General features: G+C 59.3%; 14 protein-coding genes. 8 read left to right on the forward strand and 6 right to left on the reverse strand.

Annotated elements, in window-relative coordinates:
* Positions 1-371: 371 nt before the first annotated feature.
* From BKN05_RS03095 to BKN05_RS03105, 3 genes are all read right to left on the reverse strand, one after another.
* Entirely contained in the window at positions 372-1076 is a 705-nt protein-coding gene (locus BKN05_RS03095) for a response regulator transcription factor (protein ID WP_232619457.1), read from the reverse strand.
* Between the two features lie 215 nt (positions 1077-1291).
* Complete coding sequence (locus BKN05_RS03100) at positions 1292-2470, reverse strand: sensor histidine kinase (RefSeq protein WP_269954101.1); 1179 nt, start codon at positions 2468-2470, stop codon at positions 1292-1294.
* Between the two features lie 193 nt (positions 2471-2663).
* Positions 2664-2840, reverse strand: coding sequence for a hypothetical protein (locus tag BKN05_RS03105; RefSeq protein WP_179387052.1), 177 nt, complete (start codon positions 2838-2840; stop codon positions 2664-2666).
* A 453-nt stretch (positions 2841-3293) separates the two neighbouring features.
* On the opposite strand from BKN05_RS03105, the gene dnaK reads away from it, so the two are divergent.
* The 4 genes from dnaK (at position 3294) to BKN05_RS03125 (ending at position 7624) form a co-directional block, all read left to right on the forward strand.
* Complete coding sequence (dnaK, locus tag BKN05_RS03110) at positions 3294-5144, forward strand: molecular chaperone DnaK (RefSeq protein WP_286687929.1); 1851 nt, start codon at positions 3294-3296, stop codon at positions 5142-5144.
* Positions 5144-5851, forward strand: a complete 708-nt coding sequence (gene grpE / locus BKN05_RS03115; protein WP_286687930.1) for a nucleotide exchange factor GrpE — start codon at positions 5144-5146, stop codon at positions 5849-5851. Before dnaK ends, grpE begins: the two co-directional genes overlap by 1 nt.
* A gap of 97 nt (positions 5852-5948) precedes the next feature.
* Positions 5949-7154 carry a molecular chaperone DnaJ gene (gene dnaJ / locus BKN05_RS03120; protein WP_284821428.1) on the forward strand — a complete coding sequence of 402 codons (1206 nt, stop codon included), beginning with the start codon at positions 5949-5951 and terminating at the stop codon, positions 7152-7154.
* A 20-nt stretch (positions 7155-7174) separates the two neighbouring features.
* Complete coding sequence (locus BKN05_RS03125) at positions 7175-7624, forward strand: heat shock protein transcriptional repressor HspR (RefSeq protein ID WP_049378992.1); 450 nt, start codon at positions 7175-7177, stop codon at positions 7622-7624.
* Positions 7625-7808: 184 nt separating this feature from the next.
* Here the strand turns inward: BKN05_RS03125 and BKN05_RS03130 are convergent, their stop codons facing one another.
* Together BKN05_RS03130 and BKN05_RS03135 are read right to left on the reverse strand one after the other, a co-directional pair.
* Entirely contained in the window at positions 7809-8975 is a 1167-nt protein-coding gene (locus tag BKN05_RS03130) for an alpha/beta hydrolase (protein ID WP_286687931.1), read from the reverse strand.
* Positions 8972-9235, reverse strand: a complete 264-nt coding sequence (locus tag BKN05_RS03135; protein ID WP_286687932.1) for a hypothetical protein — start codon at positions 9233-9235, stop codon at positions 8972-8974. The genes BKN05_RS03130 and BKN05_RS03135 overlap by 4 nt, the downstream gene beginning before the upstream one ends.
* A gap of 91 nt (positions 9236-9326) precedes the next feature.
* Here BKN05_RS03135 and BKN05_RS03140 point away from each other — a divergent pair, with 91 nt between their 5' ends.
* A complete protein-coding gene (locus tag BKN05_RS03140; RefSeq protein WP_286687933.1) occupies positions 9327-10142 on the forward strand; it encodes a carbon-nitrogen hydrolase family protein in 816 nt (271 codons plus the stop codon).
* On the opposite strand, the gene BKN05_RS03145 is transcribed toward BKN05_RS03140, so the two are convergent.
* Positions 10139-11311 (reverse strand): 2-polyprenylphenol hydroxylase, encoded by a 1173-nt coding sequence (locus tag BKN05_RS03145; protein WP_286687934.1) that lies wholly within the window; start codon positions 11309-11311, stop codon positions 10139-10141. The two genes, BKN05_RS03140 and BKN05_RS03145, sit on opposite strands and share 4 nt — an antisense overlap.
* A 179-nt stretch (positions 11312-11490) precedes the next feature.
* Between BKN05_RS03145 and BKN05_RS03150 the strand changes: the two genes are divergently transcribed.
* The 3 genes from BKN05_RS03150 to clpB all read left to right on the forward strand — a co-directional run bounded on the left by BKN05_RS03150 (position 11491) and on the right by clpB (position 17227).
* Positions 11491-12864, forward strand: a complete 1374-nt coding sequence (locus tag BKN05_RS03150; RefSeq protein ID WP_286687935.1) for a sodium/glutamate symporter — start codon at positions 11491-11493, stop codon at positions 12862-12864.
* A 460-nt stretch (positions 12865-13324) separates the two neighbouring features.
* Positions 13325-14539 (forward strand): TetR-like C-terminal domain-containing protein, encoded by a 1215-nt coding sequence (locus BKN05_RS03155; protein WP_286687936.1) that lies wholly within the window; start codon positions 13325-13327, stop codon positions 14537-14539.
* Positions 14540-14671: 132 nt separating this feature from the next.
* On the forward strand, positions 14672-17227 hold the full coding sequence (clpB, locus tag BKN05_RS03160; protein ID WP_286687937.1) for an ATP-dependent chaperone ClpB: 2556 nt from the start codon (positions 14672-14674) through the stop codon (positions 17225-17227).
* The last annotated feature ends 43 nt before the right edge of the window (positions 17228-17270 follow it).

The following is a 17270-nucleotide window of genomic DNA, read 5'->3' on the forward strand; positions in this document are numbered from 1 at the left end:
CAGCGGGCCGTTATGCGGGCCGAATGTGGACGGGAGGCCTATCGCTGCTGCGACGAACGCGCGCCAGGTTGGTGTTCAACTCTCACCTGCTTTCTATGACGTGACTGTGTAAGGCTAGAGGAAAACGCGAGCGCCATAACGCTCTGACGTGCGGCAACCCTGCAGGTTCAGGTTCCAAATGTTGCCTGGGAAATACTAAGAACTTTTGTGTTGCCGCAATTATAGGAAAGCGGCAAACGTGATGCTAGTCTCTTTTGAAAAATGGCAAGCGGGGGTGGAAAAACAAAAAATAAACCCCAGCATGTGGGGTTTAGAGGGGGTGTTAACTCATCCGGGGGTAGCCCACCCCCGGATTATCCAACAATTGGGTTCTAAGAACCGTAGCCGGCCTTGAGCGCCTTCACCGCCAGCTCGAGTCGCGATTTGGCGTGGAATTCACTGAGTAGAGTGGACACATACTTCTTCACCGTGCCCGGTGCATAATGCGTGCTCTTGGCAATCTCTTCGTTGGACTTTCCTTGACAGACCAAGTCCAGGACCTGCTCTAGCGCAGGGGAGATATGGTGATTGTCCTTGATCTTGGCGGTTGCAGCTGCCGCATCAGCGCTGGTTCCTTCAGCATTCCAATCGGGAAGCTGCTCAAACAAGCGCGTAAGCGACTGCGGGGTGACAACCGTGCCGCCGCGCACGGCCTCGCGCACGGTATCCAAAATGTAGACCGGCTTGGAGCTTTTTAAAATATAGGCCGCGGCCTTATTGGACATGACCTCTTTGAGGGTCTCGTCATTGTCCATCGCGGTCATCGCAACAAAGACCGGTGGGTGTTCCAGCTTGTTAACCTCACGCAAGAGGGTCGTGCCATCCATCTCGGGCATATGGATGTCCGCGACAATGACGTCAAAGTCCTGCTCTTGCAAAAGCTCGAGGGCGACCTTGCCATTTTCTGCGGTGGCGCGCACCTCCATGTCCTCAGCCGAGGCGAAGTAGCGCCCCAAGGCCTCAAGGACAAGTGGGTCGTCATCGACGACCAAGAGGGATGTTTTTACTTCGATTTCGGGCACCATGGTGCGGGGCATCCGAACGCAATATCCACGGCAGACTTGTACTCAGTTGTGGAGGAAAGGTCTCCGGGTGCGAGACCACCCAGGAGTGAAGTTGACAGCATTAGTGGTGCGAGGAATGTAGCGAGTGTGGCCTGCATCTGCGGGCTCCTTCAATTAAAACCAATTTAGTTAGAAACAAGCGATAGCTTAATGGACGAACTCAGTGTTTGCTAGATAGAGTGCTGGATCTAACGTGCCTTGTGCGTGCTCGGAGGTAGGGACAACGTCAAAACCCACCTGCCCTCGTCTAGGTTGGTGTCGACACGAGCGTCGATAGTAGCGGCTATACGAGTCATTGAGGATAGTCCAATCCCGGAAGACATATCAGCGTTAGTGGTTGTCGGCTTCGCTACAGGGTTAGTAATGGAGACCAGCGTCCACCCCAGATGTGGGCGGACAGAGATGATAATTTCTGCGCCAGGTGGTGAATACTTCACGGCGTTGAGACATGCCTCAGTAGTAATAGCTGCAATTGGATCCAGAATTTCTCGGGGAAATTCTGGTGCGAATTCTTCACCGGAAACCTCTACAACAGGTGCTCGGTTGAGCCGGGACAGGCGTTCCTGTTCTTCAGATAAAAGCTGAGCAAAGCTCGCAGGCTTTGTGGTGGTTGCAAAACTTGTACCGTCGTTGATCCCATTGATGTCGTTTCGCAGAACCTTGGTAAGCGCACGGACTTCAGACATTGAAGAGCGCATAGAATCGCTAAGCTCATTGAGCTTCTTGGCTAGCTTTGGCTGCTTAGAGTACTCGAGGCTTAGTGCCTCTAGCTGCATGGTATTAACTGTAAGGTTAGATACAACCGAATTGTGCAAAGTCTCTGCGAGGTCGGATTGGCGGCGCTTGACATCATCGTTCCATTCCAGCATTGCGGATTTATAGCGGTCAGCAGAATGGGCGAAAGTGCCACCGATGACTCCGCCAATAGTGATTAGCATGGCCCAAGTAAAGGCTGGTGCAGGATCTATATTCATGCTGGGTTCTGTTGGGTCAATTAGACCACCCAGCCACAGCACTATTCCGATCAGGAAAGTGCGCCCATGATGGCCGTGGTATGCAATCACGGCAAGAAATATTGGTGCTAAGAATACCGAGCTAATAAATGGAGTCTTGGTAAGTAGTGTTGCAGTTATCCAGACGACAATAAAAGTCACTGACATGCTGATAGGCCAGCGGTAAGCGCAAGTCGTGATAACGGTGAGGACAAGGCCGAGCACTGCGGACGACAGCTGGTCTTCGGTGGGAGAAAAGAATGCGCCGAGTAAAGCGAGTACTACACAGAAAAAGGCGGTCAATGCAGCGGTTCGCTGCAAGGTCATGGCTTCGCGAATGCGTTGGTAAATATGCGGCTGTGAAAGTTTAGGCACGGTGCGGCACACGCTTCCTTGTTGCTAAAGCTCGATAGGTTTGTCTCCTTAGTGTAAGTACAACGGCCACGAAGCAGCCATTGAAAACAGCCAAACCCCCGCACCTTCGTGCGCGGTTCCTTGTGGTGGGTTCCGAGCGGAGGAAGAAGGTGAGGGGGTTAGCCGGTCTTCATGAAGGAGTACAGAAAGCTAATTACTTAGCTTCTGCGGCAGCCTCTGCGTCATCCTTGGAGGACAGGCCCTCGAATACGGAGGACAGGCCCTCGGAGTCGGTGTTGGACTCGGAGGAAGCCTCGATGAGGCCCTTGATGCCCTTGATGAGTGCCTCGAAGTCGATGGCGGAGCTGAGGTCTGCGAGGGTATCGAACATATACATTCCTTTCGGATCGGCGGAGTAAAACTACAATCTCTCTCTGGGGTAGCAGCTCTTAACTGCTGTGATTCCTAGTATGCGGTAGCGGGGGCGGGCTGCCAATCCTCTTTTGGATCCTTTCTGAGGTGACTTTTGGATCCTCTTAGGGCTATTTAAGGACCTCTGTTTGGGTATGGGGTGGTGTTGGGTGAAGGGGGGTGATTGCGCGGAAGGTGGGAGTGGGCGTCGACAAGAGTGGCGCTGAGCTGCACAAAAGGAATGTTGACAAGAAAAGTTGAGTCGCGGGGAATAACTTTTGTAGGCTTCCGGTTGTAAGGATTGAGTGGCACAGGCTCAAGGTTGTGTGACCGGACGTGGAAGTTCTGTTACAGTAGCGCTCGGACGCAACGAGAAGTTGAGTCACTGACAGTCAACTTTATTAATTACCCCAAGATAAAAGGAGAAGAAATCATGGGACGCGCAGTAGGTATTGACCTTGGTACGACGAACTCCGTCGTTTCCGTATTGGAAGGTGGCGAGTCCACCGTTATCGCAAACTCTGAGGGCTCCCGCACCACGCCTTCCGTCGTTGCTTTTGCAAAGAACGGCGAAATCTTGGTCGGCCAGTCCGCTAAGAACCAGGCGGTAACCAATGTTGACCGCACCATTCGCTCCGTCAAGCGCCACATCGGCACCGACTGGAAGATCAACATTGATGACAAGGACTACACCTCCCAGGAGATCTCCGCTCGCACGCTGATGAAACTGAAGCGCGACGCAGAGGCTTACCTCGGTGAGGATGTTACTGACGCCGTTATTACCGTTCCTGCATACTTCGAGGACGCACAGCGCCAGGCCACCAAGGAAGCTGGCCAGATTGCAGGCCTGAACGTGCTCCGTATCGTTAACGAGCCAACCGCAGCCGCTTTGGCTTATGGCCTGGAAAAGGGCGAGCAGGAGCAGACCATCCTGGTATTCGACCTGGGTGGCGGCACCTTCGACGTCTCCTTGCTGGAAATTGGCGATGGCGTTGTCGAGGTTATGGCCACCGCCGGCGATAACGAGCTGGGTGGCGATGACTGGGATCAGCGCATCGTTGACTGGCTGGTAGATCGCTTCAAGACCTCCCAGGGTGTTGACCTGACCAAGGATAAGCGAGCCGTACAGCGTCTGCGCGAGGCTGCAGAGAAGGCAAAGATTGAGCTGTCCTCCTCCCAGCAGGCCAACATTAATCTGCCGTACATCACGGTTGACTCCGACAAGAACCCACTGTTCTTGGATGAGACCCTGACCCGCACCGAGTTCCAGAAGATCACCCAGGATCTACTGGACCGCACCAAGGCTCCGTTCAACCAGGTCATCAAGGACGCTGACCTTTCCGTCGGCGATATCGACCACGTTGTTCTCGTTGGTGGTTCCACCCGTATGCCGGCCGTATCTGACCTGGTTAAGGAACTGACCGGCAAGGATGCCAACAAGGGCGTTAACCCGGACGAGGTTGTTGCAGTCGGCGCTGCCCTGCAGGCAGGCGTGCTGCGCGGCGAGGTCAAGGACGTGCTGCTTCTTGACGTCACCCCGCTGTCCCTCGGCATTGAGACCAAGGGTGGCGTGATGACCAAGCTCATCGAGCGCAACACCACCATTCCGACCAAGAAGTCCGAGACCTTTACCACCGCAGAAGACAACCAGCCTTCTGTGCAGATTCAGGTCTTCCAGGGTGAGCGCGAGATGGCTACTGCCAATAAGCTTCTCGGCTCCTTCGAGCTCGGCGGTATTGCTCCGGCACCGCGCGGTGTTCCGCAGATTGAGGTCACCTTCGATATCGATGCCAACGGCATCGTCCACGTGACTGCAAAGGACAAGGGCACCGGCAAGGAAAACACCATCAAGATTCAGGATGGTTCCGGCCTGTCCCAGGAAGAAATCGACCGCATGGTCAAGGATGCTGAGCAGCACGCCGAAGAGGACAAGAAGCGCCGCGAGGAGCAGGAGCTGCGCAATAACGCAGAGTCCACCTCCTACCAGACCCGCAAGTTCTTGGATGACAACGCTGACAATGTATCCGAGGATGTTAAGACCAAGGTCACCGAGGCTGCTGACGCCGTTGATGAGGCCCTGAAGGGCGATGACCTCGAGGCCATCAAGTCCGCAGTGGAGAAGCTGTCCACCGAATCCCAGGAGATGGGCAAGCAGATCTACGAGGCACAGGCTGCCGAGGCCGGCGCTGAGGGCGCTGCCGATGCTGGTACTGCGCAGGGTGACCCGAACGTTGTCGACGCTGAGGTCGTTGACGAGGACGAGAACAAGGATGGCAACAAGTAATGACTCAGGACAGCGGAATGCCGCATAACCCAGGCGACCCGGAAAACACGGATCCGGAGGCTACCTCGGCTGACCGCGCTGAGGCTGCTGCCGAGCAGGCTGAGGAGGCCCAAGCCGCGCAGGAAGCGCAGGCTGATGCCACCGAGGAAGCCGAGCTGGATCCCACCCTCGATGCTGACCTCGAAGAAGCGCTGGCGGACGTCAACGCCGATGAGGTAGAGGCCGAAACCGCGGGCGAAGAGCCCGCCGGTACTGGCGTCAGCGATGTGGAAGCACAGTTGGCAGAACGCACCGAAGACCTGCAGCGTCTCAATGCGGAATACACCAACTACCGCCGCCGCACCGAGCGCGACCGCCAGGCCGTAATCGAGACCGCCAAGGCCAAGGTCATCGCAGATTTCCTGCCTGTTCTTGATGACTTGGAGTTGGCTCGTGAGCACGGTGACTTGGAAGGCCCGCTCAAGGCGTTTGCGGATAAGCTCCACGACACGTTGAAAAAGCACGACCTCGCCGCTTTTGGTGAGGAAGGCGATGCCTTCGACCCTGAGGTCCACGAAGCCGTGCAGGACTTGTCCACCGGTGATGAACAGGTGCTCGGCACGGTGCTGCGCAAGGGCTACCGCGTGGGCGACAGGCTCGTACGCAATGCCATGGTCATCATCGCGGACCCCAGCGATGAGTCCGGCAGCTCGGAAGAATCCGAGTAAATAACAAAAAGGGCGCCCTGGGAATTGACTAGTGACCTTCCCGCGGCGCCCTTTTACTTAACTTGTATCGATTCTCTTTGAAAGGAGGAGATGCCCAGTGAGCGCTAAACCCGAATGGGCAGACAAAGATTACTATGCGGATCTGGGGGTCTCCTCGTCCGCAGACCAGAACGAGATTAAGCGTGCTTACCGCAAGCTAGCGCGCGAAAATCACCCCGATACCCACCCGGACGACCCCGCGGCAGCGGAAAGGTTCAAGAAGGTTGCGGAAGCCTACGACGTGCTTTCCGACGCCACCGAGCGCAAGGAATACGACCAGTTCAAGGCCATGCTCCGCAATGGAGGCGGCTTTGGGCGGATGGGAGGCGCCGGATTTCCCGGCGGGTTTCGATCCACGCGCATGGGTGGACAAGGTGCGCAAGAATTCGACCTCTCGGACCTCTTCGGAGGATCCGCTGGAGGATCGGCTCAAGGCGGCGGTGTTGGGGATATCTTCGGTAGCGTTTTCAACCGCGGCGGTAGTGCTGGCCACTCAGCTAAACCGTCGCGGGGGGCCGACGTCGAAACGGAAATAACCCTCGACTTCCGCGAAGCCGCTAAGGGAACCACCATTCCCCTGGCACTCAGCGGCAATGCGCCGTGCACCACGTGCCACGGCTCGGGTTCCGCTTCCGGCAAGACCTCTACCTGTGGCACCTGCAGCGGTACCGGTTTTACCTCGGAAAACCGCGGTGCTTTCGGTTTCTCTGCCCCGTGCAAGGACTGCGATGGCACCGGCCGGCGCATCACGGATCCGTGTAAGGATTGCCACGGCACCGGCACGGTTCACCGCACCCGCAATATCACCGTGCGCATCCCTGCCGGCGTCATCGATGGGCAAAAGGTCCGCCTCGCCGGACAAGGCGAAGCAGGTCCCAACGGCACTCCAGCCGGTGACCTCTTCGTGGCGGTAACCGTAAAACCAGACAAGGTCTTTACTCGTGAGGGCGATGACCTCCATGTCACCGTTCCGGTTTCCTTCACGGAGCTGGCCTTGGGCGATACCATCGCGGTTCCAACTTTGGATAACCCGGTGCGCGTGAAGATCCCCGCTGGCACGCCGGATGGGCGCACGCTGCGGGTGCGCGGAAGGGGCATCGCCAAGCGCGGTGGCAACTCCGGTGATCTACTGGTTAGCGTGCAGGTTACCGTGCCCACCAAGCTCGATGCCGCCGCCTCCAGCGCCCTGCGCACCTATGCTCAAGCGGAAAAGGACTCCGGTTTCAACCCGCGTGCGGGTTGGGCCGGCGCCGAGAATGCTTAAGGCAGGAGGTGTGTTAAAAAATGAGCACTGGAAAGGCAGAAGATTCCGGCACCGCGGTCTACGTCATCTCCGTAGCTGCGGAACTCTCCGGAATGCATGCCCAAACCCTGCGCACCTATGACCGTATGGGCTTGGTCTCCCCGGCCCGCACTCGTGGCGGTGGCCGCCGCTACTCCGACCGGGACATCGAGCTGCTGCGCAAGATTCAGGCGCTGTCCCAAGATGATGGCGTCAACCTTGCCGGCATCAAGTCCATCATCGAGTTGACCGAGGAACGCGATCGACTCGAGGCCGAGCGCGACGCTTTAGCTGAAGAGGTCCGGGCCCTGCGCGAGCAGGCCGCTGGACGCCGCCCGCAGCGCAGTGGTGAGCTTGTCCATGTCCCACGGTCCACCTCCGTGGTGATGTGGAGCCCACGCACCGCGCGGGAGCGCAAGCGTTCCCGCGGCCGTGGATACGGCCAAGACTAACTTTCGCTCTGCAGACGAGTAAACCCAACCCCGCAGCCAGCTTCCCCGCTGGCAGCGGGGTTTCTTTGGCCTTGGCCGTGAGAACCACTTGATGATGCTGGGCCACTATCAGGAGACTAAGAATATGTTGGTCTCCTATTCGGACCAGCCGGCTGGTCTGTTCTAAAAGGCCCTACCCCTCGGACTAATCCGCGCGTGCCACTTGGCCTAGGCCGCGCAAGAACCGGGGGTCCTCCCAATAGGAGCCATGATCGCCAGGGAGGTCATCCGCGCCGGGAAGGGGAGTGGCACCAAAGGCATCAGTGGTGGGATCGGGGCCGTGGATGCCGGCGTGAGGCCCCGTCGCGATTGCGATGGGGTCGTTGGCGTTTGTGGCTGCCCAGATGCGGCCATGCAGTTCTGAGGCGTGGCCAGCGCCGGTGCCAGGACTGCCGACGAGCACTACGTCCTCAGCAATCCTTTCCTGCTTTGCGGCATGCCCGGTGACGACAGAACCATAGGAGTATCCCACTACGGTGCGCTTGGCCTGCGGATAGCGTCTACCGAGCGAGCGCTGAAACCGGGCGAGTTCTTGACTGGCAGTTCGCGCGGGAGTGGCGTGAACCGCACGGGGCAGGGAGGAGGGCGCCTGGTAGCCCAACCACACGACCGCGGGCCCGCCGCTGGCCTTGGCTAGATTGCGGCCGCGGTCTACCGCACGCTGCCAGGTTTCTGGATCGGAGGAGTGAACTCCTTCTACGAAGGTGGTAAGTGATGCCGGTGTGGTCCGGAAGCCGCCGGGGTCCACCATGGCTACGAGCCGGCCGTCGCTAGTTTCTAGCACTCGCATATCTGGGTTCTGTGCGGCGAGCTGAGATACGTGCTCGCTGGTGTGGGCAAGATTAATCTCGTGGACGGTATCCACTGGAAGATCGGAGAAGTCTTCCAAGCGAACGGGTGGGGCCATCCCGTCAGGCGTACATAGGGCATCGATTTCTTGGGAGCATAGCCAGTCGAGGGAATCGCCCAGCGCCCGCACTTGATTCAACAGGAGTCCTGCGGCGCTGGCCGCGGCGCCATTGCGCTCATCCACTTGCCCTAGAAATGCGATGATGCGGTCCTCGAGTTCCTCGCGGCGGGCCTGCAGGCTGGCGTGGAGTTCAAGGGTGGTGGCAACCTGCTCCATCTGGTGCAGCGGCTGGGCCAGCCAGTCGGTGTAGCCCGCCAAACTGGTGCGCGCGGCCTCGCCAGCGGGTCCACCCAGTGGTAGGTCGCGCCAATCCTGGTGTGCATCTATAACACGAAAGCGCAGTTCAGCGTGTTCGCTGTGCAACGTACTAGCACCATTTTTTAAAGCCACGGATAGGGTCATCGCGCATCTCCCAATGCCTGGCCCAGGCGGGAATCCACCCCGGTGGCAGTGACGAGGAAAGCCTCAACGGAGCGCAATTGCTCGGCCGTGGCGTCCTCCGTTGCAGCCACGGTGTTGGACCAGGTGGCACGGGCTCGCTCTAGTGCGGCCGCTGTGCGGCAGGCGGTATCGAGCGCGGCCGTCGGCGGTGGCAGCGGAGGGCGCGCCATGAGGGAGCGGACGTAATCGGGCAGGTGCGTGGGAATTTCTACATAACTCATGCCCCTAAGCCTGAAGGACCATACAACGCCGCGCTAGGGGTAAAGGCGCAGCCTGTGGATAACTCCGCATTGCTTCATTATTTTGGGAGGCATGAAGGTAGCAGCAGTGCAGTTAACGTCCACCGGTAATGTCACCGAAAACCAGGAATTGGCCCTCGCCAAGATCCGTGAGGCGGCCGGAAACGGGGCGCGGTTAATCGTGCTGCCGGAGGCCACGGCGCAGAATTTCCGCTCCGGGCGCCTTGATGAGCAGGCGCAGACGCTCGAAGGCCCGTTCGCCACGGCGATCCAAACGCTCGCGGAGGAGCTTGAGGTCACCGTCGTGGTCGGCATGTTCTGCCCAGCCGATACCGTGGAGCGCGACGGCAAGACCATTAACCGCGTGACCAATATGGCGCTCATTGCAGGCCCTGGCGTGCTGGGCGGCTACGACAAGATCCACACCTATGATGCCTTTGACTACCGCGAATCGGATACGGTCTTAGCCGGCGAATCGCTCGTAGCCTTCGACGTGGATGACCTTGTAGTGGGCGTGGCCACCTGCTATGACATTCGCTTCCCAGAGCAGTTTAAGGAGCTGGCCAGCCAGGGTGCGCAGCTCATTGTAGTACCCACGAGCTGGGCGGATGGCCCCGGAAAGCTGGAGCAGTGGCGCCTGCTCACGGCCGCGCGTGCCTTGGACTCCACCAGCTATATCGTTGCGGCCGGCCAATCGCGCCCGGGCGGTGACGCAGAGGCGGGCAATCCTTCCGGACCAACGGGTATTGGCCATTCCACCATCGTTGATCCGAATGGCGTGCGCATGGCCGAGGCCGGCTACGAGGATGACATCCTCTATGCCGACATCGATCCGAATGAGGTAGCGAAAACCCGCCGCGCCCTGCCGGTTGTGGCCTCTGTGGACTAGGCCAGAGCCGCGTAGTCTTCCGGCTGCCAGCGCCCGTCGCGGCCCCAGCTAAGGACGTCGATCTGCTGCTTGCCGACGCCCCTTTGAACCAACCTTTCCGCACCTTCCACAACCTCGTCGGCCGGTCCGACGAGTAAGAAGCGTGGGGGAGTGCCTGTGGATAACTCCACCTCGTTGACTACTACATCGGTCGGTTCCCCGGAGACTACGTAGTCAGCGCCGGGCGCCAATTCGCGGGCATTGAGCAGCCACGGGTCTTTTTCTTCCCGCACGATGCGGCGCACCGGCACGCCAAGTGCTGCCAGGTTCTGCTGGAAGTAGGTGTCATAGTGGGCGCCGGGGCTCCCTGCCACGGCGAAGAGGCGTGGTACTCGGCCGCGGTCATCATCGTCCAGCGCGGCGAGTGCCGCGCAGCGGGCCGTGGCCCACCCGGTGCCATAGGCAATAATGACCAGTTCGCCTGCGCCCGCGTTCTGCAGGCTAATGCCTCCGGCGGGCTGGCCCAGGGTCCACCAGTCTCCGGGCTGCGCGTGCGCGAGGGACCGGGAAGCTTCGCCCGCAGTGGAGACGTGAAAGACCACCTGGCCGGTTCCGTCGCTAGGCTGCGCAGGAGTGAGCATCCGCCATTGCCCGGGCAAGTACTGCGTGGTCACCGGAAAGTGCTGCCCCGGTTGATAGGGCACAGCCAGGCCAGCCTCCACGCGGATGATGGACGTCTCGCGGGTGGGGTGATCCACCGCCACCACTTGCGCCGAGTGCGCCGGTGCTTCGCCGGCGGCATCGGACTCCCGTGCGGCGTCGGCCATCGTGGCGCACACCTGGTGGATGACGTCGCAGGCAAAGTTGTATTGATACTGCGTCAGCGCCAAAACCCGCAGGCCCGCTACTAGGGCATCGTCGAAGCGGGAATAGATTTCGGCCGGAAACCCATGCCGGCGGTGATCGCGGGCGAGCTGGGTGAGTTTTGCGGAGACGTCGGCAAGCAGGGGCTCCCTAGGCTCCGTATGCTCAATCACCCACGCCAGCGCAGGCACCATCGAGGTATGGGTTTCGCGCATCGACAGGGCAAAAATCTGCCGGGATTCAGGCACCGCGTTAAAGAAATGCTCGTGCACCGCATCGCGGTACTCGTCTGCGTAATTTCGAAAATGCTCGCCCAATTCCCACATGTCACATCATCCTAATAGTCAGCGCCCAACCGGGGGTCGAGCTACCTACTGAAAGCTGTAGTGGGGGTGAAAACGGGAGCCTATGTTGTGGATCACTTAGCGGAAGGTATTGTATTCCCTATCCGCCTGCCCTCTAACGGGGGCAAGCCGCCATAATTGCACAGTTAGAAAGGGTCCCCATGGAAGATTTTTCCGCTTATACGCTCATGCTGGATGTGGGCTGGATTTCTTTGCTCATGGTCATCGGCAACGTCCTGCGCCACCAGGTGAAGTTCATTTTCCAGGACCTGCTGCTACCTGCCCCGATCACTGCCGGCCTCATCGGCCTACTGGTAGGTCCAAACGTGCTGGGCTGGATCAACTTCTCCGATAATTTGGGTGATTACACCTCCATCCTCATCGCGGTGGTCTTTGCGTCTATGGCCTATTCCATGGAAGTGGGCGGCAACATGGGCAAGGGCGCGCGCAATATGTGGGGCTATTCCACCATGATGTTCACCGGCCAGTGGGGCCTGTTCATCGTGCTGGGTCTTTTCCTTTTTGCGCCGCTTTTCGATACCCCGAATTGGTTCGGCATGATGCTGCCCGTCGGTTTCACCGGCGGCTTCGGTACCGCCGCGGCCGTGGGTGGTGCGCTCGAGGGCGTAGGCGCTGATGCCGCGTCTTCGCTCGGCTTTACCTCCGCGACCGTCGGCACGCTGGCCGCAATCATCGGCGGCGTAGTCGCCGGTAACTGGGGCATCCGCAAGGGCAAGGTTTCCCACGTACCCAAGGAGCTGCCGGAAGAGCTGCGCCGCGGCTATATCAAAAACATCGATGAGCGCCCGTCGCTCGGCCGCGCTACCACCAACCCTTCCTCCATCGAACCGCTCGCATTGCACTTCGGCTTCATCATCTTGACCGTGATGACCGCCTATGGGATCAACCAGGGCCTGAGCAGCATCTGGGAGAATGTCTCCGTGCCGCTTTTTGCCATGTCCATGGTGGTGGGCCTAATCTTCCGTGCGCTTATGAACTTCGTCGGCGCAGAGGACTACCTGGATAAGGGCTCCATTTCCTCCGTCTCTGGTGCGGCCACGGACTACCTCATTGCCTTCGGTGTGGCCGCCATCGTCCCGGCCGCTATTGCCTCTTATTGGCAGGCACTTCTCCTGCTCTTCGTCCTGGGCACCATCTTCTGCGCGTTCTTCTTGCTGTGGTTCCCGGCCGAGTTCTTTGGTGAGCGCTGGATTGAGCGCGGCATCTTTGGCTGGGGCTGGGCTACCGCCACCGTGGCGACCGGCATCGCCATCCTCAAGATTGTGGACCCCAAGCTTAAGTCCGGCACGCTATCTGAATACGGCATGGCCTACATTGGTTTCGGCCCATTCGAAATCTCGTGGACCATCATCGCGCCTATGGCCGTGATGTACGGATTCACCGGCATTTTCGGTGCCATTTCCCTGGCGATTTCCATCGGCGTCTACATTGCTTTTAAATCCATGCGCCTTATGCCGCCGCGCGGCACTATCTTCCAAGAGGGCATCGGCCATGTAGGACAAAAGCAGGAATAGCCGCGCTTGCCGACGTCCCCTCCCTCACACAGCTACCTTAAAAAACTATGAGATAGGGCGCGCAAAAACTAAGAAAATGTTCCATCGGTGCAAGGCGGGTGGACGTGGCTGCGGCCGTGACCATGGCCTATCGGCCCCGCCACCACCGTCAACATTGGTGAGGGGCTACATACTTGAAAAGGGTAATCGATTGGGGCCATCCCTAAACCTTAAAATTTGTTAGAATCAGTGGGTATCAATCTCAGGAATGATGAGGAACTAGATGTACCAGTTGGATGCGGCTTCCAGTCGGGCGATTATCCTGGAAGCCGCTGTTTATATAGCGGGCTCCGCAGGCGAGCAGGCTGTTACCGTGGACTCTGTGGCGGACTAGGCTGGCCTCTCGCCGGAGGCGGTTTCCGCGGAATTTACCAGCGGTGCTGACATGCTTGCGGCACTCCCAGATTTTTTGGATTGCCGCATGTCTGAATACATGGTGGAAGCGGCGCGTCACCTGCCGGAGGGTAATTCCGGCGGCGATGTCCTCATGCAGTTGGCCGAGGCCTACTTTGCCTACGCACAGGACGAGCCTAGTATCTACCACTACCTCTTCGAGCGGTACGATGCCATGGATGAGGAGCGGGTCTGCCAATTTGCCAAGGGAGAAAAGTCGGGCACTCCGGGTGCGGACATGGCGCTGGACGTCGTCAAGCGCTTTGCTGAAGAGCAAGGTGCCGTCGTTGCCCAGGACGGAGACATCTCGCCCCTAGAAATCGGTCGCATCACCTTGGCGTGTTGGGCTGTCATCCATGGCATGGGCCATCTAAGTGTGGTGGGCATCTTGCGCCTGCAGCATGCCGTTATTCGCGCCGCTAACTTGAAGCAGGTGGATCGCCTCGTGATTGATGCCCTGCAATATTGGTTTAAGAATAAGCAGATTCCGCAACGCCGCCCCATTATGAACGATGCTCGTGGCATCGTAGAAAAAGTCATGGGCAGCGAGCGTGAAAAACCCTTCGTTGTCCCGGATAACCTCGAGCAGATGGATCCTGAGGAAGCCAAGAAGGTCATTATTGAGGCCGCGCTGCGCGTGGCTGGTCGCCGTGGTGTCGACCGCCGCTTCTTTGACCACGTGGCCGAAAAACTTGGTACCTCCAAAGACTTCCTGACCACCATCGTGGACAATGACTTCGCGCTGCGTGAGGTTGCAGAAACCCTCACCACCACAGAGATGGCGAAGGACTTCGAGGACTGTCTCGCCGTGCTTCCAGAAGATACCCCCACCGTAGACCGCCTGCAGATTGTTGCTGCCGCCTACTTTAACTACGCGATGATGTACCCAGAGCGCTTCAGCTCCATTATTGCGCTGGCCAGCGGTTCCATTGTTCCGCACAATGGTGATGGTAGCTCGCATGAGGGTATGACCAAGAACTTTGCCATCATGATGGACCTGCTCCGCAAGTTTGTCATCGAGATGGGAATTACCCCCACCGACCACCTAGTTTATATCAGCACCTTGGCTGTATGGGCCGGCGCCAATGGCATTGCCCATCTGTGCAGTATCGGCGATTTCAAGACCTTTAATGAAGATCTCAAGTGGGCGCTTTTCATTCAGGTAGTGACCGTATCCTTCTTCGCTACCGCCCACAGCTTGCAGATTCTCGGCCACGAAAACGAGGAGTACAAGCAGGTTTAAAAGCCCTGCATAAAGTTGAGCGGATTACGCTCAAAAATATTTAAGTTGAGTGGAATAGGCTCAACTCTGGGTGCGTTGTGCTAAGTGAAGCCCTACAGTGGGTGAATAAAACTTAGAAGGAGCAACGCACACATGAACTCATTTAACCCCACCACTAAAACACAAGAGGCTTTGCAGGACGCCCTGCAAACCGCCTCGTCCAATGGCAATCCGGATATCCGCCCGGCCCACCTGCTGGCAGCCATTCTTAGCCAAGAAGGCGGAATTGCCGCCCCAGTTCTTAAGGCCACCGGCGTAGACCCGGATACCGTGCTCAAGGAAGCCCGCGAGCTTGTTGATTCTTATCCCAAGGCCGAGGGCGCCAATATGGCCAACCCGCAATTTAACCGCGACGGCCTCAACGTCCTGACCAAGTCGCAGGAGCTGGCCGGGGAGCTGGGCGATGAATTCGTCTCCACCGAGGTCCTTCTCGCCGCTATTGCCGGCTCTAAGACCGACGCCGCCGAGCTACTTACCGGCCGTGGTGCTACTTATGACGCCATCAAGGGCGCCTTCCCCTCCGTGCGCGGTGCCGCCAAGGTGACCTCTGAGAACCCAGAGGACCAGTTCCAGGCCCTAGAAAAGTACGCCACGGACCTCACCGCACGCGCCCGCGAGGGCAAGATCGACCCGGTCATCGGCCGCGATCAGGAAATCCGCCGCGTGGTCCAGGTGCTCAGTCGCCGTACGAAGAATAACCCAGTGCTCATTGGTGAGCCCGGCGTGGGCAAGACCGCCATCGTGGAGGGCCTAGCCCGCCGTATCGTGGCTGGCGACGTCCCCGAGTCCCTTAAGGGCAAGACCCTCATCAGCCTGGATCTTGGATCCATGGTCGCCGGTGCTAAGTACCGTGGTGAATTCGAGGAGCGCCTTAAGGCCGTGCTCGATGAGATTAAATCCTCCGAGGGCGAGATCATCACCTTCATCGATGAGCTGCACACCATCGTCGGCGCCGGCGCTACTGGCGACGGCTCCATGGACGCCGGCAACATGATTAAACCCATGCTGGCCCGCGGCGAGCTACGCCTCGTTGGCGCCACCACCCTGGACGAGTACCGCAAGTACATCGAAAAGGACGCCGCCCTCGAGCGTCGCTTCCAGCAGGTCTACGCCGCCGAACCTTCCGTGGAAGACACCATCGGCATCCTGCGTGGCTTGAAGGAGCGCTACGAGGTGCATCACGGCGTGCGCATCATGGACTCCGCGCTGGTATCGGCCGCCGAGCTTTCCAACCGCTACATCACCAACCGCTTCCTGCCGGATAAGGCCATCGACCTCGTTGATGAGGCAGGCTCCCGCTTGCGCATGGAGATCGACTCCTCCCCGCAGGAAATCGACGAGCTTGAGCGCATCGTTCGTCGCATGGAGATCGAAGAGCTGGCGCTGAAGAAGGAATCTGACGCCGCCTCCCAGGATCGCCTAGCCGCCCTGCAAGGGGAGCTCGCGGACCAGCGCGAGAAGCTCGGCGAGCTCAAGGCCCGCTGGGCCAACGAGAAGAAGGCCATCGACGATGTCCAAAACATCAAGGAAGAACTCGATGACCTGCGCCGCCAAGCCGAAATCGCCGAGCGCGACGGCGACCTCGCACTGGCCTCTGAGATCAACTACGGCAAGATTCCACCGCTGGAAAAGGATCTCGCGGCCGCGGAGGTCAAGGCCACCGAACAGCGCAATACGATGCTCGATGAGGAGGTAAGCCCGGACACCATCGCGGAGGTCGTTTCCGCCTGGACCGGCATCCCGGCCGGCAAGATGTTGCAGGGCGAGACCGAGAAGCTGCTCAACATGGAATCCGTGCTGGGCAACCGCGTGGTCGGCCAGAAGGAAGCCGTCACTGCCGTATCGGACGCAGTGCGCCGCTCCCGTGCGGGCGTGGCCGACCCCAACCGCCCGACTGGTTCCTTCCTCTTCCTCGGCCCCACCGGTGTGGGCAAGACCGAGCTGGCGAAGGCATTGGCAGACTTCCTCTTCGACGATGAATCTGCCATGGTGCGCATCGATATGTCGGAGTACGGCGAGAAGCACTCTGTTTCCCGCCTCGTCGGTGCCCCTCCGGGATACGTCGGGCACGAGGCTGGCGGCCAGCTCACCGAGGCCGTGCGCCGACGCCCCTACACGCTCGTGCTTTTCGACGAGGTAGAAAAGGCCCACCCCGACGTCTTTGACGTCCTCCTGCAGGTTCTGGATGAAGGCCGGCTTACCGACGGTCAAGGACGCACCGTCGACTTCCGCAATACCGTCATCATCCTGACCTCCAACCTGGGCGCCGGCGGCACCCGCGAGGAGACCATGGATGCGGTGAAGAAGGCCTTCAAGCCCGAATTCATCAACCGCCTCGATGATGTGGTCATGTTCGAGCCCCTTTCTGAGGAACTTCTGCGTGGCATCGTTGACATCCAACTGCGCGGCCTGTCCGATCGCCTCGACGCCCGCCGCCTGACCCTGCAGGTTTCGGATTCCGCCAAGTCCTGGCTGGCCGAGCGCGGCTACGACCCGGCCTATGGCGCCCGCCCGTTGCGCCGCACCATCCAGCAGGCCATTGGTGACAAGCTCGCTAAGAAGCTGCTGGCCGGCGATATTGTCGACGGCGACACCGTCCACGTGGACGTCGCCGATGGCGGCGCCGAGCTAGACATCGCCGCCCGCTAGTCGGCCGCGCAGCGCCCGCCGCGCCAAATCCTGCTCATGCCCT

Source organism: Corynebacterium sp. S5S1, assembly GCF_001913985.1.
GTDB lineage: Bacteria > Actinomycetota > Actinomycetes > Mycobacteriales > Mycobacteriaceae > Corynebacterium > Corynebacterium marquesiae.

Coding starts and splice junctions, on each gene's coding strand:
- BKN05_RS03145 (WP_286687934.1), bottom strand. CDS start 11,311: ATGTGGGAATTGGGCGAGCATTTTCGAAATTACGCAGACGAGTACCGC.
- BKN05_RS03130 (WP_286687931.1), bottom strand. CDS start 8,975: ATGACCCTATCCGTGGCTTTAAAAAATGGTGCTAGTACGTTGCACAGC.
- BKN05_RS03125 (WP_049378992.1), top strand. CDS start 7,175: ATGAGCACTGGAAAGGCAGAAGATTCCGGCACCGCGGTCTACGTCATC.
- BKN05_RS03135 (WP_286687932.1), bottom strand. CDS start 9,235: ATGAGTTATGTAGAAATTCCCACGCACCTGCCCGATTACGTCCGCTCC.
- BKN05_RS03095 (WP_232619457.1), bottom strand. CDS start 1,076: ATGCCCCGCACCATGGTGCCCGAAATCGAAGTAAAAACATCCCTCTTG.
- BKN05_RS03105 (WP_179387052.1), bottom strand. CDS start 2,840: ATGTTCGATACCCTCGCAGACCTCAGCTCCGCCATCGACTTCGAGGCA.
- clpB (WP_286687937.1), top strand. CDS start 14,672: ATGAACTCATTTAACCCCACCACTAAAACACAAGAGGCTTTGCAGGAC.
- BKN05_RS03150 (WP_286687935.1), top strand. CDS start 11,491: ATGGAAGATTTTTCCGCTTATACGCTCATGCTGGATGTGGGCTGGATT.
- BKN05_RS03140 (WP_286687933.1), top strand. CDS start 9,327: ATGAAGGTAGCAGCAGTGCAGTTAACGTCCACCGGTAATGTCACCGAA.
- dnaK (WP_286687929.1), top strand. CDS start 3,294: ATGGGACGCGCAGTAGGTATTGACCTTGGTACGACGAACTCCGTCGTT.
- grpE (WP_286687930.1), top strand. CDS start 5,144: ATGACTCAGGACAGCGGAATGCCGCATAACCCAGGCGACCCGGAAAAC.
- BKN05_RS03155 (WP_286687936.1), top strand. CDS start 13,325: ATGTCTGAATACATGGTGGAAGCGGCGCGTCACCTGCCGGAGGGTAAT.